Origin of the sequence: Pseudomonas sp. GZD-222 (assembly GCF_049310525.1) — a bacterium.
Lineage (GTDB): Bacteria > Pseudomonadota > Gammaproteobacteria > Pseudomonadales > Pseudomonadaceae > Aquipseudomonas.
Genome location: NZ_JBMOWO010000012.1, coordinates 1 through 23,604, shown reverse-complemented (window position 1 = coordinate 23,604; position 23,604 = coordinate 1). Strand labels below are relative to the sequence as shown.

The following is a 23,604-nucleotide window of genomic DNA, read 5'->3' as shown; positions in this document are numbered from 1 at the left end:
AGAGTCGTTTGTGGACAACCAAGCCCCCCAATCTCTAATGTGGGGGGGCGGGCTTGCCCCGCGATTTGATCAATAAAGATTGATCAGCGCTTGTCTTCGACCTTCCAGGCATTGCCGTCGTAGAAGGCGCGCCAGCCAGTCGGCTTGCCCTCGACCTCGGTCTGCACGTACTGCTCCTTGGTCTTGCGGCTGTAGCGGATCACCGCCGGACGACCGTCAGGATCCTTCTTCGGCGCCTCGCAGAGGAAGTGGTACTTCGGATCGATTTCATCTTTATGCGGAATGATCTCGATTACCAGCGGTGCACGGGTCTCACGGTTTTTCGGGAACTGGCTAGCCGCCAGGAACAGACCCGAAGCACCATCACGCAGCACGTAGGTGTCGTTGACCTTTTCGCACTTGAGCTCCGGCATCTTCACCGCGTCCATTTTCGGCGGCGCCGCTTCACCGCTCTTGAGCAGCTTGCGGGTGTTCTTGCACTCGGCGTTGGTGCAGCCGAAGAACTTGCCGAAACGACCGGTTTTGAGCTGCATTTCGCTACCGCACTTGTCGCACTCCAGGCTCGGCCCTTCGTACCCCTTGATGCGGTAGTTGCCCTCTTCGATTTCATAGCCGGTGCAATCCGGGTTGTTACCGCAGATGTGCAGCTTGCGCTTCTCATCGAGCAGGTAAGCGTCCATCGCGGTGGAGCAGATCGGGCAGCGGTGCTTGTTGAGCAACACGCGCGATTCCGATTCACCCTCGTCATCGGCGGCGATTTCGTCTCCCGGCACCAGGTTCACGGTAGCCTTGCAGCGCTCTTTCGGCGGCAGGCTGTAGCCCGAGCAGCCGAGGAACACGCCGGTGGAGGCGGTACGGATCATCATCGGTCGACCGCAATCCTTGCACGGGATATTGGTCAAGGTTGGCTGGTTGGCACGCATGCCCTTCTCGCCATCTTCAGCCAGCTTCAGCTTGTTGCTGAAATCGCCGTAGAACTCGTCCAGGACGTTTTTCCAGTCACGCTCACCCTGAGCGACGTCATCGAGGTTCTCTTCCATACCGGCGGTAAAGCCGTAGTCCATCAGGTTGGAGAAGCTCTCCGACAGGCGCTCGGTGACGATGTCGCCCATCTTCTCGGAATAGAACCGACGGTTGTGCAGGGTCACATAGCCGCGATCCTGAATGGTCGAAATAATCGCCGCGTAAGTGGAAGGACGGCCGATGCCGCGCTTTTCCATTTCCTTGACCAGGCTGGCTTCGGAGTAACGCGCAGGCGGCTTGGTGAAGTGCTGGCTTGGGTCGATCTGGATCAGCTTGAGCACTTCGCCCTGGTTCATCTCAGGCAGCACGTCATCATCGCCCGGCTTGCTCTGCTGTGGCAGCACACGGGTGTAACCGTCGAACTTGAGGATACGGCCTTTGGCACGCAGCTCGAAATCGCCTGCGGTGACGCTGACGGTGGTCGACAGGTACTGCGCCGGTGGCATCTGGCAGGCCAGGAACTGGCGCCAGATCAACTCGTACAGACGCTCGGCGTCACGTTCCATGCCAGTAAGCTTGGTCGGATGCGTGTTGACGTCGGAAGGACGAATCGCTTCGTGCGCCTCTTGAGCACCCTCTTTGCTGCCGTAGACGATTGGCGCTTCCGGCAGGTACTTCTTGCCGAACTCGCTTTCGATGTAGCTACGGGCCATTTCCACCGCATCGACCGAAAGGTTGGTCGAGTCGGTACGCATATAGGTGATGTAGCCGGCTTCGTACAGACGCTGGGCCATCATCATGGTCTTCTTCACCCCGAAGCCCAGGCGATTGCTCGCGGCCTGCTGCAGGGTCGAAGTAATGAACGGCGCCGAAGGCTTGCTGCTGGTCGGGCGGTCTTCACGCTTGGCAACGGTGTAGCTGGACGCCTTGAGCTTCTCCAGCGCAGCCATGGCCTGAGCTTCGTTGAGCGGCTTGAACGCCTCGCCCTTCTCGCGGGCCACTTCGAAACGCACCTTGGCGTCCTTGGCAGTACCCAGATCGGCATGCACTTCCCAGTATTCTTCCGGGATGAAAGCGCGAATCTCGCGCTCACGCTCGACCACCAGTTTCACGGCCACCGATTGCACGCGACCGGCAGACAGGCCACGGGCGATTTTCTGCCACAGCAGTGGCGAGACCATGTAACCCACCACGCGATCGAGGAAACGACGCGCCTGCTGGGCGTTGACCCGATCGATATCCAGCTCGCCCGGCTGCGAGAACGCTTCCTGGATGGCCTTCTTGGTGATTTCGTTGAACACCACGCGCTTGTAGCGGCTGTCATCACCACCGATGGCTTCGCGCAGGTGCCAGGCAATGGCTTCCCCCTCGCGATCCAAGTCGGTTGCGAGATAGATGGTGTCGGCATCTTTGGCCAGACGACGCAGTTCTTCGATGACCTTTTCCTTGCCCGGAAGGATCTCGTACTTGGCTTTCCAGCCATGGTCCGGATCAACTCCCATACGCGCAACCAACTGCTTACGCGCCTTCTCTTTCGGCGACAGGGCGGGTGCCTCACCTGCAGCAGCCTTGCCACGCTTGGCAGCAGGCTCTTTGCTGGCGCTGGCCGAACCGCTGGTGGGCAGGTCTCGGATATGGCCGATACTCGACTTCACCACGTACTGGCTGCCCAGATACTTGTTGATGGTCTTGGCCTTAGCCGGGGATTCCACAATGACCAGCGATTTGCCCATGGATCGGAAAATTCCTGAATACTGAAAATAAAAACACGGCAGGTACCTGACGCGGCACCGCTATATATAGTGGCAACAGAGTGAGGTCAAGCGCGAGGCGTTAGCCACCCTCGGCATCTGGCCGGGAAAACAGCTCGGCTTCGGCCTTGACCAAAGCAAAGCGCGGCACTTGCTCGCCGTCAACCTCGACCGACTCCATAAACATCGAAAGTGGCCGAACCCAGAGGCCGAATTCACCGTAGAGGGACTGGTAGAACACCACCCACTCCTCGGTTTCGGAATGGCGCGCCGTGCCGAACACACGATACTCAGGCCCCTTGTAATGCCGGTATACGCCTGGTTGTATCTGCATGTTGCTCGCCCTCTTGAAAAAAAATCCTGCAAAAACAAAAACCGGGGCACCAGGCCCCGGTTTCCATCAGCGAAACGCTTAAACGCGTTCGAAGACGGTGGTGATACCTTGGCCCAGGCCGACGCACATGGTCGAAACGCCGAAGGTCCCGCCATTCTGCTTCATGACATTGAGCAGAGTGCCGGAAATCCGCGCACCAGAGCAACCGAAAGGATGACCCAGGGCGATAGCGCCGCCGTGCAGGTTAACCTTCTCATCCATCTTGTCGAGCACTTTCAGATCTTTCAGCACCGGCAGAGCCTGTGCAGCGAAAGCTTCGTTGAGCTCGAAGAAGTCGATGTCGGCAATGCTCAGACCCGCGCGCTTGAGCGCTTTCTGGGTCGCTGGCACCGGACCGTAGCCCATGATTGCCGGGTCGACACCGGCCACAGCCATGGAACGGATCACGGCCAGAGGCTGGATACCCAGGTCCTGAGCACGTTGCGCCGACATGACGATCATGCACGAAGCGCCGTCAGTGATCTGCGACGACGTACCGGCAGTTACGGTACCGCCTTTAGGGTTGAAAGCAGGCTTCAAGGCCGCCAGGCTTTCCAGGGTGGTGTCCGGGCGAATGGTTTCGTCGTAGTCGAAGACTTTGAGGAAGCCGTTCTCGTCATAGCCCTGCATCGGGATGATTTCATCCTTGAACTTGCCTTCGACCGTCGCCTTGTGGGCAAGCTGGTGCGAACGCAGGCCGAACAGGTCCTGCTGCTCACGGCTGATGCCGTGCATCTTGCCGAGCATTTCGGCGGTCAGGCCCATCATGCCCGAGGCTTTGGCGGCGTACAGCGACATGTGCGGGTTCGGATCGACACCGTGCATCATGCTGACGTGGCCCATGTGCTCGATGCCACCGACAACGAACACGTCGCCGTTGCCGGTCATGATCGCCTGCGCTGCGGTGTGCAGGGCGCTCATGGACGAGCCACACAGACGGCTGACGGTCTGGCCGGCCGCAGTGTGAGGGATCTGGGTCATCAGCGACGCCATGCGCGCGATGTTCCAGCCCTGTTCCAGGGTCTGGTTGACGCAGCCCCAGATCACGTCTTCGACTTCGTTAGGGTCGACCTTGGTGTTGCGCTCCAGCACCTTGCTGATCAGGTGCGCGGACATGTCTTCGGCGCGGGTATTGCGGTGCATGCCACCCTTGGAGCGGCCCATCGGCGTGCGACCGAAGTCGACAATCACCACGTCTCTTGGATTCAGGCTCATATATTCTCTCGCTCTCTATCGTTGGGCGCTTAACCGAAGAAGCTCTGGCCGTTTTTGGCCATTTCACGCAGCTTCGCGGTGGGGTGATACAGCGGACCCAGATCGGCGTACTTGTCTGCCAGGGCAACGAATTCGGCTACACCGATCGAGTCGATGTAACGCAGCGCACCGCCGCGGAACGGAGGGAAACCGATGCCATAGACCAGACCCATGTCGGCTTCGGCGGCAGTTTCGACGATGCCGTCTTCCAGGCAACGAACGGTTTCCAGGCACAGCGGGACCATCATCCAGTTGATGATGTCTTCGTCAGAAACTTCACGCTGCTCGTAGACGATCGGCTTGAGCACTTCGAGGACGGCCGCATCAGCGACTTTCTTCGGCTTGCCGCGCTTGTCGGTCTCGTAGGCGTAGAAGCCCTTGCCATTTTTCTGGCCCAGGCGGTTGGCTTCGTAGAGCGCATCGACGGCCGAACGACGGTCGTCCTTCATGCGGTCAGGGAAGCCTTCGGCCATCACGTCACGGCCATGGTGGCCGGTGTCGATACCGACCACGTCCATCAGGTAGGCGGGGCCCATCGGCCAGCCGAATTTTTCCATGATCTTGTCGATGCGCACGAAGTCGACACCGGCGCTGACCAGCTTGGCGAAACCGCCGAAGTACGGGAACAGCACGCGGTTGACCAGGAAGCCCGGGCAGTCGTTGACCACGATCGGGTTCTTGCCCATCTTCTTGGCGTAGGCAACGGTAGTGGCAACGGCCACATCGCTGGACTTCTCGCCACGGATGACTTCGACCAACGGCATCATGTGCACCGGGTTGAAGAAGTGCATGCCGACAAAGTTTTCTGGACGCTTGAGGGCCTTGGCCAGCAGGTTGATGGAGATGGTCGAGGTGTTGGAGGCCAGGATGGCATCTTCCTTCACCTGACCTTCCACTTCAGCCAGTACTGCTTGCTTGACCTTCGGGTTCTCTACCACGGCTTCAACGACGATATCGACGTTGGCGAAGTCGCCATAGGACAGGGTCGGACGAATCGCATTCAGCGCTTCGGCCATTTTCGCCGGGGTCAGACGGCCTTTCTCGACGCGCTTGCCGAGCAGCTTGGAGGCTTCGTTCAAGCCCAGCTGAATGGCGCCTTCGTTGATGTCCTTCATCAGGATCGGGGTGCCCTTGACCGCCGACTGGTAGGCGATGCCGCCGCCCATGATGCCAGCACCGAGTACGGCTGCCTGCTTCACGTCGTGGGCGATTTCGTCGTGGGCCTTGGCTTTGCGCTTGAGCTCCTGGTCGTTGAGGAACAGACCGATCAGGCTTTCTGCAACCGAGGTCTTGGCCAGCTTGGCGAAACCTGCGGCTTCGACTTCCAGAGCCTTGTCACGACCGAAGTTGGCAGCCTTCTGGATGCTCTTGATCGCTTCGACCGGCGCCGGGTAGTTCGGGCCCGCTTGACCGGCGACGAAACCTTTGGCGGTTTCGAAAGACATCATCTGCTCGATGGCGTTGAGCTTGATCTTCTCGAGTTTCGGCTGGCGCTTGGCCTTGTGATCGAACTCGCCGCTGATGGCGCGCTTGATCAGGTCCAGGGCCGCAGCCTGCAGCAGCTCAGGGGCTACCACGGCATCGACGGCGCCGACTTTCAGGGCGTCTTCAGCACGGTTTTCCTTACCGGCGGCAATCCACTCGATGGCGTTGTCGGCACCGATGATGCGCGGCAGGCGCACGGTACCGCCGAAGCCCGGGTAGATACCCAGTTTGACTTCCGGCAGGCCGATCTTGGCGCTGCTGGACATCACGCGGTAGTCGGCAGCCAGGCACATCTCCAGACCGCCGCCCAGGGCGATACCGTTAATGGCGGCAACAGTCGGCACGGCCAGGTCTTCGAAGTCGCTGAAAATCCGGTTCGCTTCCAGGTTGCCGGCGACCAGGTCGGCCTCGGGCAGCTTGAAGTTATCGACAAACTCGGTGATATCCGCGCCGACGATGAACACGTCCTTGCCACTGCTGACAATCACGCCCTTGATCGATGCGTCGGCCTTGATGGTGTCTACGGCCTGACGCAATTCGTTCAGGGTAAGACGGTTGAACTTGTTGACGGACTCACCCTTGAGGTCGAACTTCAGTTCGACGATGCCGCTTTCAAGAGCCTTAACCGTGATGGCTTTACCTTCGTAAATCATCAACTGATCTCCACGATATGGAAGCTGAACTGTACACGCCGAACGCTGGTGAAAGACCCGGTCGGCCGCTGGCCGTTATTTGCCGAATCCTTGCGCCAGGCACACCCGTCAGCGCGATAGTCGGGATACTGTAAGAGCCTTCTGACAATACAAACGCTCAATTCATACGCCCGTTTGATTTGGGTATGCACACATTCAACGAAAAGATCGCCGTTGTCAAATGCCCGAAAGCGGCGTGAAAACGCGACTTTGCGGTCATTTTCTGTTGAGCACAGGCAAACCCCGGCATTGGTGATCGTGCCGTATTCATGCCAGCGATAGTGGTGAAAGGCTTACACACGCAAACGCGGGATCAACACACGTCGGGCATAAATAAAATGGCACGAAGCACTGCGGATAGCGGGGAGCACGCTACACTCGGAAGGAATCAGAACTTGAACCGGCCTGCCTGGCCCGCCTGCCCGATGCGTATATCGGGCTTTTTATTGAGCGTGGTCAGGCCAGCGCTTTCAGCACTGCAGCAATATCCTGCAATACAGCCGCTTCACCACGTTCCCCCCAATAGAGAGCAACCATCTGTGGACCTGCTTCGACCTTGAAGACATTTTCGGGCAAGCGCGCAAGTTGCTCTGCATGCACCGGATCGGTACAGGGCTCACGCCATTGGTTGAGCCAGGTTCCCGGGGTGGTTTGCCAGTAACTCCAGCTGTCTACCCTGCCCTTGCGCCGCGGCCGCACAAACTGCGCACAGGGGCTTGGCGGCTCCTTGGGCAACCAGTGCGGCCACTGCTGCGGCGCCAGTTGCATGTTCAAGCCCATGCGCCTGGCCTCCATGCGCAGGGCCATCCGGCCACTCTGGTTGCGCGACGGACGCAACCAGGCCAGAGGGCTCAAAATCAGCGCAAGGATTGACACCACTACCCAGACCGTCATATCTGTTGTTCCCATAAAGCTTTGCAAATGAGCTGGTTAGCCGAGGTTCTGAGCGATCAGCCTGAAACCGACCATACTTGAACTATCGCGATTGTCAGGAGAGCCTCTCATGCCCTACGAACACATACTGGTTGCCGTCGACCTGACCGAAGAATGCGACCCGGTCATCAAGCGTGCCATGACACTGGCCGCGCCGACCCAGGCCAAAGTCTCTCTGGTGCATATCGTCGAGCCTATGGCCATGGCGTTTGGTGGCGATGTGCCGATGGACCTGTCGCAACTGCAGCAACAACAGTTTGACCAAGCCAAAGAGCGTATGGACCGCCTTTTCGTCAAATATCCCGACATCAAGCGCGGCGATTCGCACCTGACCTACGGACAACCCCGCCAAGAGATCCATCAGTTGGCCAAGGAGAATGCTTGCGACCTGATCGTGGTCGGCAGCCATGGCCGTCACGGCCTGGCGCTGCTACTGGGCTCCACCGCCAATGACGTACTGCACGGCGCACCCTGCGATGTCCTTGCGGTACGCCTGCTAAAAAGCTGAAGATGCAGATGGCCTGGCGCAGATTGCGCCAGGCTCCTCCCTTAGCTGTCGAGTTCAGCCCAGCGCTCTACCAGCACATCCAGCTCAGCCTGCAACTGCTCCAGACGCGCCAGCACGGCGGTAGTCTGCTCGATCGGGCGCTGATAGAAGGCCGGATTGGAAATTTCTTCCTGCACTGCCGCCATCTTCTGCTCCAGCTCATCGATCTGGCCCGGCAAGGCTTCCAGCTCTCGCTGCAACTTGTAGCTGAGCTTTTTCTTCGGTGCCTCGGCTGCTGGTGCTGCTTCAGGCTCCGGCGCAACGGCTGCAACCACCGCCGTATTGAGCTCCGACTTGCCCGACTTGCTTTCGGTGACACCGAGCAACTTCGGCGAACCGCCTTGGCGAATCCAGTCCTGGTAACCACCGACGTACTCGCGAACCTTGCCCTCGCCTTCGAAGACCAGGGTGCTGGTTACTACGTTGTCGAGGAACGCCCGGTCGTGGCTGACCATCAGCACAGTGCCTTTGAACGCCGACAGTACTTCTTCAAGCAGTTCGAGGGTTTCAACGTCGAGGTCGTTGGTCGGTTCGTCGAGCACCAGCAGGTTGGCCGGCTTGCTGAACAGCTTGGCCAGCAGCAGACGCGCACGCTCACCACCGGACAACGCCTTGACCGGGGTGCGGGCACGTTGCGGGCTGAACAGGAAATCACCCAGGTAGCTCAGCACATGGCGGTTCTGACCGTCGATCTCGATGAAGTCGCGACCTTCGGACAAGTTGTCGATCACGGTTTTTTCCAGGTCCAGCTGATGGCGCAACTGGTCGAAATAGGCCACTTCCAGACGGGTGCCGGACTCGACCTTACCGCTGGTAGGTTCAAGATCGCCAAGCATCAGTTTAAGCAAGGTGGTCTTGCCGGTACCGTTGGCGCCGAGCAGACCGATGCGGTCTTCACGCTGCAGGACCATCGAGAAGTCTTTGACCAGCTGCGGGCCACCCGGATGGCTGAAGCTGACGTTTTCCAGGACCATGACCTGCTTGCCGGATTTCTCCGCAACATCAAGCATGATATTGGCCTTGCCCTGACGCTCACGACGCTCGCTGCGCTCAACACGCAGGGCCTTGAGGGCACGCACGCGGCCTTCGTTACGGGTGCGTCGAGCTTTGATACCCTGGCGAATCCACACTTCTTCCTGGGCCAGTTTCTTGTCGAACAGCGCGTTGGCGGTTTCTTCAGCGGCCAGTGCGGCTTCCTTGTGCACCAGGAAGCTGGCGTAGTCGCCGTTCCAGTCGATCAGACCGCCGCGATCCAGTTCCAGGATGCGCGTGGCCAGGTTCTGCAGGAAAGAACGGTCGTGGGTAATGAACAGCACGGCGCCGCCAAAACCACTGAGGGCGTCTTCAAGCCAGGCGATTGCCCCGATGTCCAGGTGGTTGGTCGGTTCGTCGAGCAGCAACAGATCGGGCTCGGAGACCAGCGCCTGGGCCAGCAGCACACGGCGGCGCCAGCCACCGGACAACTGCGCCAGGGTCTTGTCAGCCGGCAGCTGCAGACGGCTCAGGGTGCTGTCGACCAGCTGCTGCAGGCGCCAGCCATCACGCGCTTCCAGGTCGTGCTGGACGTGCATGAGTTTTTCCAGATCGGCATCGGTATGGATGTTCTGGCTCAGGTGGTGGTATTCGGCGAGCAAGGCGCCGACACCGTCGAGGCCTTCGGCAACCACATCGAACACCGTGCGGTCATCGGCAACAGGCAGTTCTTGTGGCAATTCGCCGATTTTCAGGCCCGGGGCACGCCAGACATCGCCTTCGTCAGGCTTCTGGTCGCCCTTGACCAGGCGCAGCATGCTCGACTTGCCGGTACCGTTGCGGCCGATAATGCACACCCGCTCACCACGGGCGATCTGCCACGACACCTTGTCCAACAACGGCATGGCGCCGAACGCAAGGGACACATCGCTTAATTTGAGCAGGGTCATGATCTTCTCCAAAAACAGGGCGCGCATTCTACCCGACTTGGGCCCGCTTCACATTAAGCAGGCACTCCTACAGACAGATCCGACGACAGACCGCCTGATTACAACTCGATACAAGCACAATGCTTTCATCCGCCTACGGCAAACGGCTAAGCTTAAGCAACGTAACCCCAACAGTGCTGGCTTCGCCGTCACTTTTCATGGTCAAACTGCCCGGAAGTCTCATGCGCAGCCGCCTGTTCAATCTAATTTCCTGCCTGCTTCTCTCGGCCTCTGCGGCCAGCGTCGCCCAGGCCACCGATATCACTGTACAACGTCAGTACTATGACGAGGCCAAGCGCGCCCTGGCCAAGGGCGACAAGGGTCCCTACCTGCGCTATGCCCAGGCGCTGAAGGACTACCCGTTGACGCCGTACCTGGCCTACGACGAGCTGACCGCGCGCCTGAAAACCGCCAGCAATGCCGAAATCGAGAAATTCCTCGCCGCCCATGGTGACCTGCCACAGGCCAACTGGATGAAACTGCGCTGGTTGCGCTGGCTGGCCGAACGTGGCGAGTGGGAAACCTTCAGCCGCTACTACGATCCGAAGCTGAATTTTACCGAACTCGACTGCCTCAATGGCCAGCGTCAACTGATCCAGGGCCAGCGCGCCGAAGGGTATGCCTCGGCGGAAAAACTCTGGCTGGTGGGCAAATCTCAACCCACCGCCTGTGATGCCCTGTTTGACCGTTGGGCGGCCGAAGGCCAGCTCAGCGAGCAGAAACGCTGGGAACGCACCAAGCTGGCAGCCCAGGCACGCAACTATGCCCTGGCCAACAGCCTGACCAAGACCCTCTCCACCCTGGCACCGCAAGGTCGCTTGCTGGTTGAAGTCGCCCAGAAGCCACAGCTGTTGAATCAGCCGGGGCGCTTCGTACCGGTCAACGAGGCCATGTCCGACGTGGTCAGCCTGGGCCTGCGCCGCCTGGCGCGCCAGGATCCGGAACGGGCCATGAGCCTGCTCGACGATTACGCCAATCGCATGCACTTCTCCCGCGACGAAAAGGTCGCCATCGCCCGCGAAATCGGCCTGACCCTGGCCCGCCGCTACGACCCGCGGGCCTTGGACCTGATGACCCGCTACGACCCTGAGCTGCGCGACAATACCGTGACCGAATGGCGCCTGCGCCTGTTGCTGCGTCTGGGTCGCTGGGAAGACGCCTATGAGCTGACCAAGCGCCTGCCTCAAGACCTGGCCAGCAGCAACCGCTGGCGTTACTGGCAAGCGCGCAGCCTTGAATTGGCGCAGCCACAGAACTCGCAAATCCCGCTGCTCTACAAAACCGTGGCCCGCGAGCGTGACTTCTATGGTTTCCTTGCCGCCGACCGGGCGAAAACGCCGTACCAGCTGAACAACAAGCCGCTGGTACTGAGTCAGGCCTTGATGAACAAGGTTCGCAACACCCCGGGCGTCCGTCGCGCGTTGGAGTTCCATGCCCGCGGCCAGATCGTCGACGGTCGCCGCGAGTGGTATCACGTCAGCCGCCATTTCAGTCGCGACGAAATGGTCGCCCAGGCGCGCCTGGCCTACGACATGCGCTGGTACTTCCCGGCAATCCGCACCATCAGCCAGGCGCAGTACTGGGATGACCTGGACATCCGCTTCCCGATGGCCCACCGCGACACCCTGGTGCGCGAAGCCAAGGTACGCGGCCTGCATTCAAGCTGGGTGTTCGCCATCACCCGCCAGGAAAGCGCCTTTATGGAAGACGCCCGCTCCAGCGTAGGTGCCAGCGGTCTGATGCAATTGATGCCGGCTACCGCCAAGGAGACTGCGCGCAAGTTCAGCATTCCGCTGGCCTCCCCGGCCCAGGTGTTCAACCCGGACAAGAATATTCAGCTCGGTGCAGCGTACCTGAGCCAGGTGCATAGTCAGTTCAACGGCAACCGGGTGCTCGCATCGGCTGCCTATAACGCCGGCCCTGGCCGTGTACGGCAATGGCTGCGTGGCGCCGACCACCTGAGCTTTGATGTGTGGGTGGAGTCGATTCCGTTCGATGAGACCCGTCAGTACGTGCAGAACGTGCTGTCCTACTCGGTGATCTACGGTCAGAAGCTCAACTCGCCACAGCCACTGGTGGACTGGCATGAGCGCTATTTTGATGATCAATAGAATTTGAGTATTTGTAGGAGCGGATTCATCCGCGAAGCGGCGCAACGCGGCGCCAGCATCCAGGACTGCTACGCAGTCCATCGCGGATAAATCCGCTCCTACAGGCTTGTGCCGGATAACTATTCCAGCACCGTCACCGGCATCCCCACCTCAAGCACCCCACTACCGTCAGCCACCAGGTTCTGCCCGAACAGCACATTCCCTTCCTTCTGCCGATAGGTCTTGAGGGTAGTCAGCGGTTCGCGATCCTCGCTGCGTTCGCCGGTCTGCGGATCGATAGTGGTAAGAATGCAGCGCTCGCACGGTTTGAGCACTCGAAACTCCATTTCGCCGATACGGATACGCTTCCAGCCATCCTCGGCAAAGGCTTCAGCACCTTCCACCACCAGATTGGGACGAAAACGCTGCATCTCGAGCGGTCGTCCGACCTTCTGCACCAGGTCATCGAGCGAGCTCTGACCAATCAGCAACAAGGGGAAACCGTCAGCAAAGGCCACCCGATCGCTGACCAAGCCATAACCACCCGGCAGGAAGCGCGTGCGCTCCTCGGGTACATGGACCAGCCGCACGTCCTTGCCGATAAACTCACTGAGCCACTGCGCTGCGGCATCACCGGCGTCCGGGACGCGAAAGGTGTCGCGCCAGATCGTGACCCCGCGCAGATCGCTGTCTGCCTCTGGTACAGCGACATTCAGCGCCGGGCGCCCGGACGCTTCGAGGGTCAGATCGCCCTTCTCCCCATGCAACGCCGTCAACTGGCTCATCTGCGGATACGCGCGCTGGGTCAGGAAGCGGCCATTGTCGCGCTCCACAAGCATCCAGCGACGATCACCGCTCAATCCCAGCAAGCCCAGCGAAGACTTTTGCAACGCTTGACCGCGCGCAGACTTGAGCGGGTATCGGTACAACGCACTCAATTGCATCACTGACCTGTCCTTTTGCCGGTTCAAAGCCTTAGCTTATACCGACTCAGGCCGTCACTTCATCCAGCATCAGGCGCTGGCGCACGACATCGACCAGCTTGTCGGGCTGGAACTTGGACAGGAAGTTGTCACAACCGACCTTCTTCACCATCGACTCGTTGAAGCTACCCGATAGCGAGGTATGCAGCACCACATGCAGCGGCCGCAGGCGCGGGTCGTTACGGATTTCCGTGGTCAGCCGGTAGCCGTCCATTTCCGGCATTTCGGCATCGGTGAAAATCATCAACAGCTTTTCACACATATCTTCGCCAGCGTCGGCCCAGCCTTTGAGCATGCGCAAGGCTTTGAGGCCATCACTGGCGATATGCATTTTCACCCCCAACTGGGACAAGGTATCGCGCAACTGGGCCAAGGCCACGGTGGAGTCGTCCACCAACAGCACTTCGCGGCCACGGGCACGGGCCAGCACCGGGTCGTCAAGCTTGTCGCGCGAAACTTTGGCGCTGTACGGCACGATTTCAGCCAGCACTTTCTCGACGTCGATAATTTCCACCAGCTGCTCATCGACCTTGCTGATTGCCGTCAGGTAATGCTGACGACCGGCACTGGTGGGCGGCGGCATGATGGCTTCCCAGTTCATGTTGACGATGCGATCGACCCCACCCACCAGGAACGCCTGCACCGAACGGTTGTATTCGGTGACGATAATGGTACTGCCTGGCCCCGGCGTGAGCGGGCGCATGCCGATAGCCTGGGACAGGTCGATCACTGGCAAGGTCTGCCCACGCAGGTTGACCACACCACAGACGTACGCATGGCGCTGCGGCATCAAGGTCAGTTTGGGCATCTGTAGCACTTCCTGAACCTTGAACACGTTGATCGCAAACAGCTGTCTGCCGGCCAGGCGGAACATCAGGATTTCCAGGCGGTTCTCACCTACCAGCTGCGTTCTTTGGTCTACTGTGTCGAGAATGCCAGCCATTGAAGACCCCCAGGCTTGTTCCAAGAAATGAATCCGATGGCCCTGTATCGGCCAGATCAGGCGCAGCTTGACCCGCTGAAGAAAATGCCGAGTCAATCATTGATGTCATTTTAACATCATGTTTTACTGCGCTCAGCCCCCTCCTGTCGCTAACGCCCGCAAAAGGTCGTAAACGCATCACCCTATCGGGGAAACCCCTAGCGACAATCGGGCGAGACCTGATGTTCGCGATATCCAATAGCCATTAATGTGACGCCATTCTCATTGCATGAACGGAGTCAGGCTTTTGTCAGCGATCGCCTCATTGTGGCCAGTCCCTGCTCCAGCCCTTTGTGCTGGAGCCAAATGATGGCCAAAGAATCACTGAACAGCGGCGCCCTGCAGGATTTTCTGGTGGATGCCCAGGTCCTGCTGACCCAAGCCCAGGAATGCTTGCAGCACCTGGAACTGATCGACAACGATCCGGATGCCTGTCACTGCCTTAACGATACGTTGGCCGCACTGGTCACCCGCGCCCAGTGCCTGGGGCTCGTGGAAGTGGCCAGCTACGGCCGGCAACTGCAGCACTTGCTGGACAACGCGCAGAACCCTGCATGCCTGCCAGGCAGCGCCCTGCCTGCCCTGGAAGAGTGCCTGACCCTGTTGGCCTGGCAACTGGAGCTGGTAGACCCCTGCACCGGCCGCCTGAGCCTGGATACCGATGAGCAAGTGGTATTGCTGGACAACCTGGCAGCAGCACTCAACCCGACATCGACCTGTGCGTCCTGCAGCTCAAGCATGACGCCCTGCGAACACCCACCACAGGTACTGCGCAAGACAACTGAGCATCCAACTACGGGTAATTAACGGGTAATACCCGCACGGGTTGCTCATAGTGTTTGCACTGCACACTAACCAGCAACTTTTCCCGCGCACCGATCTTTGCCGCAGTCGTTTTCACAACTGTAAATTTAATTCATTTTGTGAAAACTTACGCCGAACAATATGGTGGCAAAATGCTAGGCAAGCACCTATGGCGGAACTGCGGTATCCGCCCATAAAACCTGACGATTCAGACAATTATCAGAGCCCGCGACCATTTGCACTTGAAGTGTTACCATGCGCGCTGATGAAGGCTAGTCAGACCTTGGCCAATCATGCCCTCGATGATTCATGCTCTTGGCACAGGTATTCATCACACCGCCCGGCGCCGACATTTAAATGATATTGAAGGCAATACGACAACGCCTCTAGTTTGACCTTTTCAAGGCTTTCTTCAGCGATATTTCAGTGGCTTCATTTTCTATGCTCTCACGCCTCAATAGATTCAAGCTCTGGCGCCCCGGAGCCGCGCTACTGCGCGGACTCACCGCTGTCCTGTGCCTGGCCTCGATCATCGCCAACCTGGCGCTGTACTTCTACGCACTTCCGATGCCGGTCGGGGTGCTGCTCCTGCATCTGGTCGCCATGCTGAGCATTGGCTGGCACCTGCGCCACTGGGCACGCTCGATTGCCATGCGCCCGGCAGAGCTTGCCAATCGCTTGCTCAAGGTTCAGGAGAACGAGCGTCAACGCCTGAGCCGAGAACTCCACGACGATATAGGCCAGTTGCTGACCGCCGCCAAACTCCAGGCTGACTGGCTGCAACGCCGCGTGCCAGGCGAACTGCAGGTACACTTCAGCACCCTGCGCAGCACCCTGGACGACACCCTGGCCAATGTCCGCGACGTCTCGGCCATTCTCAACCCTCGCCAGCTCTCCAGCCTGGGACTGGAGGCCAGTTTGCGTGCACACTTGCTGCGCACCCTGGAAAATACCAGCGTGCACTGGAGCCTTGAATGCCGCCAGCGGCTGGGCGGCCTTCCCGAGGAGATGGCCATCGCAGCATTTCGCATCACCCAGGAAGCCGTCACCAATATTCTGCGCCACGCCAGCGCACGCAACCTGATCGTCTCCATTCAACGCCAGCCCGAAGGGCTTGCTTTGTCGATCAGTGACGACGGCCAGGGTTTCATGCCCGCCGGCAATCCGGCGGATGAAGGACAACGTGGTATGGCCGGCATGCTTGAACGTGCCGCCCTGCTTGATGGCAAATTGTCAGTCAGCAGCGAGCCAGGGAAAGGCACTCGAATCGACGCTCTGTTTCCCTGGCCTCCGCGCACGCTTGAGCGCGCCAAGACAAGTAATGCCCCATGACCTGTAAACTGCTGCTGGTAGATGACCACTCACTGATCCGCGCCGGCGTTCGCGCCCTGGTTTCAGATATCTCCGGGTACACGGTGGTGGGTGAAGGCAATGACGGCTGCCAGGTGGCGGAACTGGCCTTGCAACTGGACCCGGACATTGTCCTGCTGGACATTTCCATGCGCTCGACCAACGGCCTCGACGCCCTGACCCAGCTGCGCGCCAGCGGTTGCCGTAGCAAGGTCCTGATCCTGTCGATGCATACCGATCCCGAGCTGATCATGCAGGCACTGGAAAGCGGTGCCCATGGCTACCTGCTCAAGGACACCACCGCCACCGAACTGGAACAGGCACTGGCAGCACTGCGCAGCGGCGAACGCTACCTGAGCCCGGCGATTGCCCATACAGTGATCAACCAAGCCTTGCGACGGACCCAGACAGCCAAACCACAGGCCTCGGAAAACCACAACCTGACGGCCCGCCAGCTGGAAATCCTGCGTTTGATCGTACGCGGAAAGTCCACCCGTGAAATTGCTCATGGGCTGGGTTTGAGCATCAAGACCGTGGAAACTCACCGCTCACAAATCATGAAACGCTTGCAGATCTACGACGTTGCCGGCCTGGTACTGTTCGCCGTACGCGAACAGATCATCAGCCTCGACGACTGAGTAACGGCGAATCTGGCGGCAGGTGCACCCGCAACGCCGCTGGCAACACGTCAAAACGCAGGCTATCACCCTGTAGCGGTTCGCCGTCAAGGTTGATGTCCAGGCCTTGCGAACTCTTGATCTCGACCCAAGGCAGGCGCGCCCGCACAAACATGTTCTCCAGGCCCAATCCGTCGCTGAGCAGACTGCGCAAGGTGCCCACCACTTCCTGGGGTGCCGGCAAAATACTGATATCCAGCAAGCCATCATCAACCTGCGCCTGTGGGCACAACACATGCCCGCCACCGGCCTGACGACCATTGCCGATGCCCAGGGCCAACAAGTCGCCCTGCCATTGGAAGTCCGGCCCATGCAACTCTACCGATGCGGCACGGAGCTCGCTAAAGCGCGACAACCCGGTGAAGAGGTAGGCTGCTGCACCCAGCACTTTCTTCAAGTCTTCGGAGGTATTGGCCGTGACCTGGCTGCCAAATCCACCGGTGGCCATATTGAGAAATACCTGCTCCCCCACCTGCCCAAGGTCAATGGCTTGTGCTGGCGCCTCCAGTAGCGCAAGCGCCTGCTCAGGCTCAAGCGGTATACCCGCAGCGCGGGCAAAGTCATTGGCTGTCCCCAATGGCAAGAGTACAAGGCTTGCCTGAGTCTCTGCCCGAACCATCGCTTCGGCGACATCGCGCAAGGTGCCGTCACCACCACCGGCCACAATGTGCTTGTAGCCCGCAGCCAAGGCTTCTTCTACCCAGTGCGCAGCATCGCCGGCCTCCCATGTCAGCCGGACATCCAACGGCCAGCCACGACCACGCATTACGCCCACGGCAGCACGCACTTGCTCATTTGCAGCTTGCTTGCCATGCAGAATCATCAACGTTTTGAGCTGCGTCATGCCGTCCTCCCCGCGAAAGAAAACCCGAGTATCTGGACCGCAGAACCCGTGCTTTTGCTGCACCTGCAATGCTCAACTGAGGGAAAATTTGCCGAGTGTTCATACAAATTACATTGAAAGCGCGCCCGCCTGGGTGCATCATTCGACAAATATTTGGCCTTCAAGGAAGATGCCGATGGTAAAAGTCATTTTATTGACTAATTATGCGAGCGCCTGCCAGGTCCCATTTTCCCTTTACTGCACTGTAGTCTCAGTGCCCTGACTCAAGGCTGTGAAATGAGCGTTCTGATCCCCTGCATCATCGCCGGCGGCGCCGGCACTCGCCTCTGGCCGGTTTCCCGCGAAACCATGCCTAAGCCCTTCATGCGCCTGCCCGATGGCCAGAGCCTGCTGCAAAAGACCTTTTCCCGCGCCGCTGCACTGCCCGACGTCGAACGGGTGATTACGGTGACCAACCGTGAAGTGTATTTTCGTACTCAAGATGAATACCGCCAGCTGAATCAGGCCGGCATCGCCCTGGACTTCATCCTCGAACCCTTTGGCCGCAATACCGCGCCAGCCATTGCCGCCGCCGCCCTGCACTGCGCCAGGCTGTACGGTGAAAACGCGCAGTTGCTGGTATTGCCCGCCGACCACCTGATCAGTGATCTGCCAGCCTTCGAGCGTGCAGTCGAGCAGGCCCGTCAACTGGCTCACGAAGGCTGGCTGACCACCTTCGGCCTGGTCCCCACTCATGCCGAGACCGGCTTCGGTTACATCGAAAAGGGCCAGGCACTCGGCGCTCAAGGCTACAAAGTCGAGCGTTTTGTCGAAAAACCTGATGCGATCACCGCCCAGAATTATCTGGATGGCGGCCAGCACCTGTGGAACGCCGGCATGTTCTGCATGCGCGTAGACGCGATCCTGGCAGAACTGGACCGCCATGTTCCGGACCTGCTCGCCAGCGTCGATTACTGCCTGCAACAGAGCCCGTGCAAACAGGGCAAGGGCGAACTGCAACTGGAGCTCGACCCGCAGTCGTTCGAAAACGTGCCGGACATCTCCATCGATTACGCGGTCATGGAAACCTCAAGCCAGGTAGCAGTGCTGCCCGCCGACCTGGGCTGGAGCGACATCGGCTGCTGGCAGGCGGTACGCGGACTCAAGGAAGCCGACGACAACGGCAACCATTGCAACGGCGAAACCGTATTGCATGACGTATCCAACTGCTACATCGACTCGCCACGCCGGCTGGTCGGTGCCGTGGGCCTGGACAACCTGATCATAATCGACACACCCGATGCACTGCTGATCGCCGATGCAGCGCGCAGCCAGGAAGTCAAAGTGATCGCCCAGCAGCTCAAACACCAGGGCCACGATGCTTATCGCCTGCACCGCACCGTGAACCGCCCATGGGGTATGTACACCGTGCTTGAGGAAGGCCCGCGTTTCAAAATCAAGCGCATCATGGTTCGCCCGCAAGAGTCGTTGTCACTGCAAATGCACCACCATCGCAGCGAACACTGGATCGTGGTCAGCGGCATGGCGTGCGTAACCAATGGTGAAGACGAGTTCCTGCTCGACACCAACGAATCGACGTTCATCAAACCGGGACGCGTACATCGCCTGACCAACCCCGGCGTGATCGATCTGGTCATGATCGAAGTACAAAGTGGCGAATATATGGGCGAGGATGACATCGTGCGCTTTACTGATATCTATGGACGCGCCCCGGAGCCAGCCAACAGCTGACAACCCAGGCGCGTCCATTCTTATCTGCATGTCGTTACCCGCCTTGGCAAGAGAGGAAAGGGGTCATGCGCGTACTCTGGACACTGCCTTACCTGCCCTGGCCCACTACCAGCGGCGGCAAAACCCGGCAATACCACTTGCTGCGCAGCCTGGCGCAGCGTGGCCACCAGATCACCTTGCTGGTGCAGTCGAAAATCCCGCCCAGCGAGGCGGCACGCCAGGCGCTCGAGCCCTTGCTCGAACGCCTGATCGTGCTACCCAGGCGCCCCTTGCACAGCCCGTTGAATCTGCTTGCCGCGGTGTACGCCGGCTACCCCATGCGGGCCAGTGTCAATGGCCTGGCACCGCACCTGCGCCATCGTTTCGAGCAACTGCTGGAAGAGCACTGGGATGTAATCCACATCGAGCACAGCTACAGCTTCCAGCCGTTCGAAAAGGCCCTGCAAGCCCGGCAACTGCCTTTTTTGCTCAGCGAGCACACCATTGAATCGATATCTGGCGACGCCTGCCATGACCGCTTGCCGCTGTGGCTGCGGCCGTTCAATGCCTTCGACCGCTGGCGTTACCGGCGCTGGGAAAACCGCGTACTGAGTCAGGCACATGAAGTGGTAGCGGTAAGCCCCAAAGATGTCGAACACATCAGCCGCGTGACCGGCAATCCCGCGTCCCTGGTCATTAATGGCGTGGATTGCGCCCACTTCCAGGATATCCACCCCTCGCCGCGCAGCCAGCGCCTGTTGTTCGTCGGTAATTTCGAGTACAGCGCCAGCCTCGAAGCCATCGAATGGGCGCTTGAGGACATCCTTCCGCAAGTCTGGCAGAGCAACCCGGCCGTGCGCCTGGCGATCGTCGGACATGCGTTGCCAGACAGCTGGAAATCGCGCTGGAGCGATCCGCGCATCGAATGGATCGGATACTTGCCGGACTTGCGCGAGCTGCAACGTCATTCCGCGATTTTCTTCGCCCCCTTGCGCTATGGCGGCGGTTCAAAGATCAAGGTGCTGGAAGCCATGGCTGCCGGACTACCTGTGGTCACCACGCCTAAAGGCGTTTCCGGACTGCAGGTCACTCAAGGCGAGCACTACCTGGGCAGCGACGACGGCGATCAACTGGCATTGATCATTACTCAGTTGCTCAACCAACCCTGGCGCATGCGCCAGTTGTCCGAGGCTGCCCGCCAGTTCGTCAATGACCGCCACGATTGGAGCATTGCCGCCGGCCAGTTGGAAAGCGTGCATGCGCGCCTGAGTCAGCGCGCACCCATGCTGACTGATCTGAACGACCACAATGCGTTGCTCAACCGAGCAACTCACTCAAGGGAATGAACTGCACGGTATCGCCCTTGGCAGGTGTCGTGCCCTCACGGACTTCCACCAGGCCTTCGGCCCAGGCAGCACTGCGCAGCACACCGGAACTCTGGTTCTTGTAGATCTGCGCGTGGTCCTGATCCAGACGTGCCCGCAGGTATTCCCGGCGATTGCCGGCTTTGGGCCAGTCGAAACCGGCGGGGACCGGAAATTGCAGAGGCGTCACTTCCTGCACACCCTGGCGGCGCAGCAGGTAAGGACGGGTAAGCAGACCGAAGGTCACCAGCGTCGAGGCCGGATTGCCAGGCAGACCGATCACCGGGACGCCCTGGTAGTGGCCAAAGGTCAACGGCTTACCGGGCTTGATCGCCAGCTTCCAGAGCGCCAACTCGCCTGCTTCGCGCAGGGCCAGGCCGAGGTAATCCGCCTCGCCCACTGAAACGCCACCGGTTGAGAGGATCAGGTCGACCTGCCCCAGGCCCGCCAGGCAATCGCGGGTTTTTTGCAGGTCATCGGCAAGAATGCCAGCGTCGATCACTTCACAGCCCAAGCGCTGCAACCAGCTGACCAGCAGGCGTCGGTTGCTGTTATAGATCTGCCCTGGCCCCAGCGGCAAACCCGGCTCCACCAGCTCGTCGCCCGTGGACAACACGGCGACCTTGATCCTGCGTACCACGCTGAGCGTGGCATGCCCCAGTGTCGCCGCCAGCCCCAGCTCAATTGGCCCCAGGCGCGTTCCCGCAGCCAGCACCGACTCTCCCGCACGGGTTTCCTGGCCCCGCGGACGAATATTCTGCTCAAGGCGCAAAGGCTCCGTGAAGCGTACGCGCTGATCATCCAGGACCTCGGCGTTCTCCTGCATCTCGACGCAATCGGCACCCAGCGGCAACGGTGCGCCGGTGAAGATGCGCGCACAGGTGCCGGGCTGCAGTGGCTCGGGTACGTGGCCAGCGAAAATACGCTGACTGACCGGCAGCGCCTCACCCTGCCAGTCAGCCAGGCGCAAGGCGTAACCGTCCATGGCACTGTTTGGCCAAGGCGGCAAGTCCAGGCTGGCGACCAACGCTTCGGCCAACACCCGCCCCTCGGCCTGCGCCAGCGCGACCTGCTCGGTCTCGACAATCGGCGCTGATTCAGCCAGCGCCAGCAAGCGGGCCAGCGCCTCTTCAACCGGCATCAACGGCTTGCTCACAGGCGCCTCAACCACGGCTGGCGCAGGGTTCAGCCTGCTTCAGATGAGTTACGAAGTTGCACGGGCGATGACGGGCATCAAGTTGCTCGGCGAGGATGCCATCCCAGCCGGTGCGCACCGCATTGGTCGAGCCGGGCAAGCAGCAGACCAGGGTGCCGTTGGCCAAGCCGGCCAAGGCGCGAGACTGAACGGTAGAGGTACCGATATCCGCCAGGGAGATGTGCCGAAACAGCTCACCAAAACCATCGACCTGCTTGTCCAGCAAGCAGGCGACGGCTTCCGGCGTGCTGTCGCGCCCGGTAAAGCCGGTGCCACCGGTAATCAGCACGACCTGTACCTGCTCATCGGCAATCCAGGTCGCAACCTGCGCGCGAATCTTGTAAAGATCGTCCTTGAGCAGTACCCGTGCAGCGAGGCCATGACCGGCCTCGGCCAGGCGATCGACGAACACCTGGCCAGAGGTGTCGGTTTCCAGGGTGCGGGTGTCGCTGACCGTCAAAACCGCGATATTCAGCGGCACGAAAGGTACATCTGCCTTGGCTTTCATGGGACCTTGATCCATTGATGGTGAGTATGGGCGGTGTTATATCACAGCCCTGCCCGGCGGGTGCCCATGCACCGGCCTGAGTGTGCTGCCGATCAATAGTGCTGCGCAGTAGCTATGCTGCAATGAACAAGGAACTTGCGTCGTCGCCATGCGTCTCAAGGACATTACGCACCATCCTTTTACTGGAGAAACATAATGATTCAACGGACTCTTCCCGCTTTCCTGCTCGCTCTGGGCCTGGGTACTCTGGCTGGTTGCTCTTCGCCAAGCGTGATCACCCTCAACGACGGTCGCGAAATTCAGGCGGTCGACACGCCGCAGTATGACGACGAGTCGGGCTTCTACGAATTCGAGCAGCTTGATGGCAAGCGCACGCGTATCAACAAGGATCAGGTGCGTACCGTCAAGGACCTCTGAGACCTGCGACAGCCCCTTCCGAGGGCTTGTCGAGGAGAAAAATTTGAGTAATATTTTCTCCATCGGAGTGTAGCGCAGCCAGGTAGCGCGTCTCGTTCGGGACGAGAAGGCCGCAGGTTCGAATCCTGTCTCTCCGACCAGATCACTCAACGAAAAAGCCCGCCATCGTGTGGGCTTTTTCGTACCAACACTGCGACAAACTGCACTGGCCAGCATTGCACAGCGCTGCCGGGGCCAGCAGAATGCGCGCCTTTCGAACTTAGAGGTTGAAACACATGCGTAAGACTCTTGCCGCCCTGACTCTGGGCCTGCTGTGCGCACAAGGCGCCATGGCCGGCGACGGCCAGACTGCTATAGGCGGTGGCCTGGGTGGTGTACTGGGTAACGTGGTCGGGAAACAACTCGGCGGCAGTACCGGCGCTGCAATTGGTGCTGGCGTCGGCGGTGCGGCGGGTAGCGCCATGGCCGCGAAGAAGGGCAACAAGACCAAAGCGGCCATTGGTGGCGGCCTGGGTTCGGCTGGCGGCTCGCTGGTTGGTGGCAAGCTCGGTGGCAGCACCGGCTCGACTATCGGCGCCGGCCTGGGTGGCGCGGCGGGTGGTGCCCTGGGCAACAACCTGGCCGACGATCACCGCAAGAAGCGTCATTGATTCAGACCTGATCGCGGGGGAAGGACACCCCCCCCGCGGGGGGGGGATTTGCCCTGCGTTCTTTTCCCGGA

Annotated in this window: 20 protein-coding genes and 1 tRNA gene; 10 read left to right on the top strand and 11 right to left on the bottom strand. The window is 59.9% G+C overall.

Annotated features, from left to right (window positions below):
• Positions 1–83: 83 nt before the first annotated feature.
• The 5 genes from topA to ACO6VD_RS02080 all read right to left on the bottom strand — a co-directional run bounded on the left by topA (position 84) and on the right by ACO6VD_RS02080 (position 7,412).
• Positions 84–2,696 carry a type I DNA topoisomerase gene (topA, locus tag ACO6VD_RS02100; protein ID WP_422416690.1) on the bottom strand — a complete coding sequence of 871 codons (2,613 nt, stop codon included), beginning with the start codon at positions 2,694–2,696 and terminating at the stop codon, positions 84–86.
• Positions 2,697–2,796: 100 nt separating this feature from the next.
• Positions 2,797–3,048 carry a DUF1653 domain-containing protein gene (locus ACO6VD_RS02095; RefSeq protein WP_400174111.1) on the bottom strand — a complete coding sequence of 84 codons (252 nt, stop codon included), beginning with the start codon at positions 3,046–3,048 and terminating at the stop codon, positions 2,797–2,799.
• A 78-nt stretch (positions 3,049–3,126) separates the two neighbouring features.
• Positions 3,127–4,302 carry an acetyl-CoA C-acyltransferase FadA gene (fadA, locus tag ACO6VD_RS02090; RefSeq protein ID WP_422416687.1) on the bottom strand — a complete coding sequence of 392 codons (1,176 nt, stop codon included), beginning with the start codon at positions 4,300–4,302 and terminating at the stop codon, positions 3,127–3,129.
• Positions 4,303–4,331: 29 nt separating this feature from the next.
• A complete protein-coding gene (gene fadB, locus ACO6VD_RS02085) occupies positions 4,332–6,479 on the bottom strand; it encodes a fatty acid oxidation complex subunit alpha FadB (protein ID WP_400174110.1) in 2,148 nt (715 codons plus the stop codon).
• A 495-nt stretch (positions 6,480–6,974) separates the two neighbouring features.
• On the bottom strand, positions 6,975–7,412 hold the full coding sequence (locus ACO6VD_RS02080) for a hypothetical protein (protein WP_422416685.1): 438 nt from the start codon (positions 7,410–7,412) through the stop codon (positions 6,975–6,977).
• Between the two features lie 109 nt (positions 7,413–7,521).
• Here ACO6VD_RS02080 and ACO6VD_RS02075 point away from each other — a divergent pair, with 109 nt between their 5' ends.
• Positions 7,522–7,959: a universal stress protein gene (locus ACO6VD_RS02075; protein ID WP_400174108.1), complete on the top strand. Its 438-nt coding sequence runs from the start codon at positions 7,522–7,524 to the stop codon at positions 7,957–7,959.
• A 41-nt stretch (positions 7,960–8,000) separates the two neighbouring features.
• On the opposite strand, the gene ACO6VD_RS02070 is transcribed toward ACO6VD_RS02075, so the two are convergent.
• Positions 8,001–9,920, bottom strand: a complete 1,920-nt coding sequence (locus ACO6VD_RS02070) for an ATP-binding cassette domain-containing protein (protein WP_422416682.1) — start codon at positions 9,918–9,920, stop codon at positions 8,001–8,003.
• Between the two features lie 221 nt (positions 9,921–10,141).
• On the opposite strand from ACO6VD_RS02070, the gene ACO6VD_RS02065 reads away from it, so the two are divergent.
• Positions 10,142–12,070 carry a transglycosylase SLT domain-containing protein gene (locus tag ACO6VD_RS02065; RefSeq protein ID WP_422416680.1) on the top strand — a complete coding sequence of 643 codons (1,929 nt, stop codon included), beginning with the start codon at positions 10,142–10,144 and terminating at the stop codon, positions 12,068–12,070.
• A 119-nt stretch (positions 12,071–12,189) separates the two neighbouring features.
• Here ACO6VD_RS02065 and ACO6VD_RS02060 read toward each other — a convergent pair whose 3' ends face one another.
• Entirely contained in the window at positions 12,190–12,993 is an 804-nt protein-coding gene (locus ACO6VD_RS02060; RefSeq protein ID WP_422416696.1) for an MOSC domain-containing protein, read from the bottom strand.
• Positions 12,994–13,039: 46 nt separating this feature from the next.
• Complete coding sequence (locus ACO6VD_RS02055; protein ID WP_400174286.1) at positions 13,040–13,975, bottom strand: chemotaxis protein CheV; 936 nt, start codon at positions 13,973–13,975, stop codon at positions 13,040–13,042.
• 348 nt (positions 13,976–14,323) lie between these two features.
• Here ACO6VD_RS02055 and ACO6VD_RS02050 point away from each other — a divergent pair, with 348 nt between their 5' ends.
• The 3 genes from ACO6VD_RS02050 to ACO6VD_RS02040 all read left to right on the top strand — a co-directional run bounded on the left by ACO6VD_RS02050 (position 14,324) and on the right by ACO6VD_RS02040 (position 16,806).
• A complete protein-coding gene (locus tag ACO6VD_RS02050) occupies positions 14,324–14,821 on the top strand; it encodes a histidine kinase (protein WP_422416678.1) in 498 nt (165 codons plus the stop codon).
• Positions 14,822–15,259: 438 nt separating this feature from the next.
• Positions 15,260–16,150 (top strand): sensor histidine kinase, encoded by an 891-nt coding sequence (locus tag ACO6VD_RS02045; RefSeq protein WP_422416694.1) that lies wholly within the window; start codon positions 15,260–15,262, stop codon positions 16,148–16,150.
• The gene (locus ACO6VD_RS02040; protein ID WP_422416677.1) at positions 16,147–16,806 is read left to right on the top strand and encodes a response regulator; all 660 of its coding nucleotides are present in this window, start codon (positions 16,147–16,149) and stop codon (positions 16,804–16,806) included. Before ACO6VD_RS02045 ends, ACO6VD_RS02040 begins: the two co-directional genes overlap by 4 nt.
• Here the strand turns inward: ACO6VD_RS02040 and yegS are convergent.
• Positions 16,790–17,689: a lipid kinase YegS gene (gene yegS / locus ACO6VD_RS02035; RefSeq protein WP_422416675.1), complete on the bottom strand. Its 900-nt coding sequence runs from the start codon at positions 17,687–17,689 to the stop codon at positions 16,790–16,792. The two genes, ACO6VD_RS02040 and yegS, sit on opposite strands and share 17 nt — an antisense overlap.
• Before the next feature lie 276 nt (positions 17,690–17,965).
• On the opposite strand from yegS, the gene ACO6VD_RS02030 reads away from it, so the two are divergent.
• Together ACO6VD_RS02030 and ACO6VD_RS02025 are read left to right on the top strand one after the other, a co-directional pair.
• Positions 17,966–19,420, top strand: coding sequence for a mannose-1-phosphate guanylyltransferase/mannose-6-phosphate isomerase (locus tag ACO6VD_RS02030; RefSeq protein ID WP_422416673.1), 1,455 nt, complete (start codon positions 17,966–17,968; stop codon positions 19,418–19,420).
• Positions 19,421–19,485: 65 nt separating this feature from the next.
• A complete protein-coding gene (locus ACO6VD_RS02025) occupies positions 19,486–20,745 on the top strand; it encodes a glycosyltransferase family 4 protein (RefSeq protein WP_422416671.1) in 1,260 nt (419 codons plus the stop codon).
• Here ACO6VD_RS02025 and glp read toward each other — a convergent pair.
• Together glp and moaB are read right to left on the bottom strand one after the other, a co-directional pair.
• Positions 20,717–21,904, bottom strand: coding sequence for a gephyrin-like molybdotransferase Glp (gene glp, locus ACO6VD_RS02020; protein WP_422416692.1), 1,188 nt, complete (start codon positions 21,902–21,904; stop codon positions 20,717–20,719). The two genes, ACO6VD_RS02025 and glp, sit on opposite strands and share 29 nt — an antisense overlap.
• A gap of 22 nt (positions 21,905–21,926) precedes the next feature.
• Entirely contained in the window at positions 21,927–22,466 is a 540-nt protein-coding gene (gene moaB / locus ACO6VD_RS02015) for a molybdenum cofactor biosynthesis protein B (protein WP_422416669.1), read from the bottom strand.
• A gap of 195 nt (positions 22,467–22,661) precedes the next feature.
• Between moaB and ACO6VD_RS02010 the strand changes: the two genes are divergently transcribed.
• The 3 genes from ACO6VD_RS02010 to ACO6VD_RS02000 all read left to right on the top strand — a co-directional run bounded on the left by ACO6VD_RS02010 (position 22,662) and on the right by ACO6VD_RS02000 (position 23,533).
• Positions 22,662–22,883, top strand: a complete 222-nt coding sequence (locus ACO6VD_RS02010) for a YgdI/YgdR family lipoprotein (RefSeq protein ID WP_422416667.1) — start codon at positions 22,662–22,664, stop codon at positions 22,881–22,883.
• A gap of 63 nt (positions 22,884–22,946) precedes the next feature.
• Positions 22,947–23,023: transfer RNA gene (locus tag ACO6VD_RS02005), tRNA-Pro, on the top strand.
• Positions 23,024–23,158: 135 nt separating this feature from the next.
• Positions 23,159–23,533 carry a glycine zipper domain-containing protein gene (locus ACO6VD_RS02000; RefSeq protein ID WP_422416666.1) on the top strand — a complete coding sequence of 125 codons (375 nt, stop codon included), beginning with the start codon at positions 23,159–23,161 and terminating at the stop codon, positions 23,531–23,533.
• Positions 23,534–23,604: the final 71 nt, after the last annotated feature.

Bases quoted from the DNA above. Each gene is read 5' to 3' on its own strand.
- topA (WP_422416690.1), bottom strand. From the start codon at position 2,696: ATGGGCAAATCGCTGGTCATTGTGGAATCCCCGGCTAAGGCCAAGACC.
- ACO6VD_RS02095 (WP_400174111.1), bottom strand. From the start codon at position 3,048: ATGCAGATACAACCAGGCGTATACCGGCATTACAAGGGGCCTGAGTAT.
- fadA (WP_422416687.1), bottom strand. From the start codon at position 4,302: ATGAGCCTGAATCCAAGAGACGTGGTGATTGTCGACTTCGGTCGCACG.
- fadB (WP_400174110.1), bottom strand. From the start codon at position 6,479: ATGATTTACGAAGGTAAAGCCATCACGGTTAAGGCTCTTGAAAGCGGC.
- ACO6VD_RS02080 (WP_422416685.1), bottom strand. From the start codon at position 7,412: ATGACGGTCTGGGTAGTGGTGTCAATCCTTGCGCTGATTTTGAGCCCT.
- ACO6VD_RS02075 (WP_400174108.1), top strand. From the start codon at position 7,522: ATGCCCTACGAACACATACTGGTTGCCGTCGACCTGACCGAAGAATGC.
- ACO6VD_RS02070 (WP_422416682.1), bottom strand. From the start codon at position 9,920: ATGACCCTGCTCAAATTAAGCGATGTGTCCCTTGCGTTCGGCGCCATG.
- ACO6VD_RS02065 (WP_422416680.1), top strand. From the start codon at position 10,142: ATGCGCAGCCGCCTGTTCAATCTAATTTCCTGCCTGCTTCTCTCGGCC.
- ACO6VD_RS02060 (WP_422416696.1), bottom strand. From the start codon at position 12,993: ATGCAATTGAGTGCGTTGTACCGATACCCGCTCAAGTCTGCGCGCGGT.
- ACO6VD_RS02055 (WP_400174286.1), bottom strand. From the start codon at position 13,975: ATGGCTGGCATTCTCGACACAGTAGACCAAAGAACGCAGCTGGTAGGT.
- ACO6VD_RS02050 (WP_422416678.1), top strand. From the start codon at position 14,324: ATGGCCAAAGAATCACTGAACAGCGGCGCCCTGCAGGATTTTCTGGTG.
- ACO6VD_RS02045 (WP_422416694.1), top strand. From the start codon at position 15,260: ATGCTCTCACGCCTCAATAGATTCAAGCTCTGGCGCCCCGGAGCCGCG.
- ACO6VD_RS02040 (WP_422416677.1), top strand. From the start codon at position 16,147: ATGACCTGTAAACTGCTGCTGGTAGATGACCACTCACTGATCCGCGCC.
- yegS (WP_422416675.1), bottom strand. From the start codon at position 17,689: ATGACGCAGCTCAAAACGTTGATGATTCTGCATGGCAAGCAAGCTGCA.
- ACO6VD_RS02030 (WP_422416673.1), top strand. From the start codon at position 17,966: ATGAGCGTTCTGATCCCCTGCATCATCGCCGGCGGCGCCGGCACTCGC.
- ACO6VD_RS02025 (WP_422416671.1), top strand. From the start codon at position 19,486: ATGCGCGTACTCTGGACACTGCCTTACCTGCCCTGGCCCACTACCAGC.
- glp (WP_422416692.1), bottom strand. From the start codon at position 21,904: ATGCCGGTTGAAGAGGCGCTGGCCCGCTTGCTGGCGCTGGCTGAATCA.
- moaB (WP_422416669.1), bottom strand. From the start codon at position 22,466: ATGAAAGCCAAGGCAGATGTACCTTTCGTGCCGCTGAATATCGCGGTT.
- ACO6VD_RS02010 (WP_422416667.1), top strand. From the start codon at position 22,662: ATGATTCAACGGACTCTTCCCGCTTTCCTGCTCGCTCTGGGCCTGGGT.
- ACO6VD_RS02000 (WP_422416666.1), top strand. From the start codon at position 23,159: ATGCGTAAGACTCTTGCCGCCCTGACTCTGGGCCTGCTGTGCGCACAA.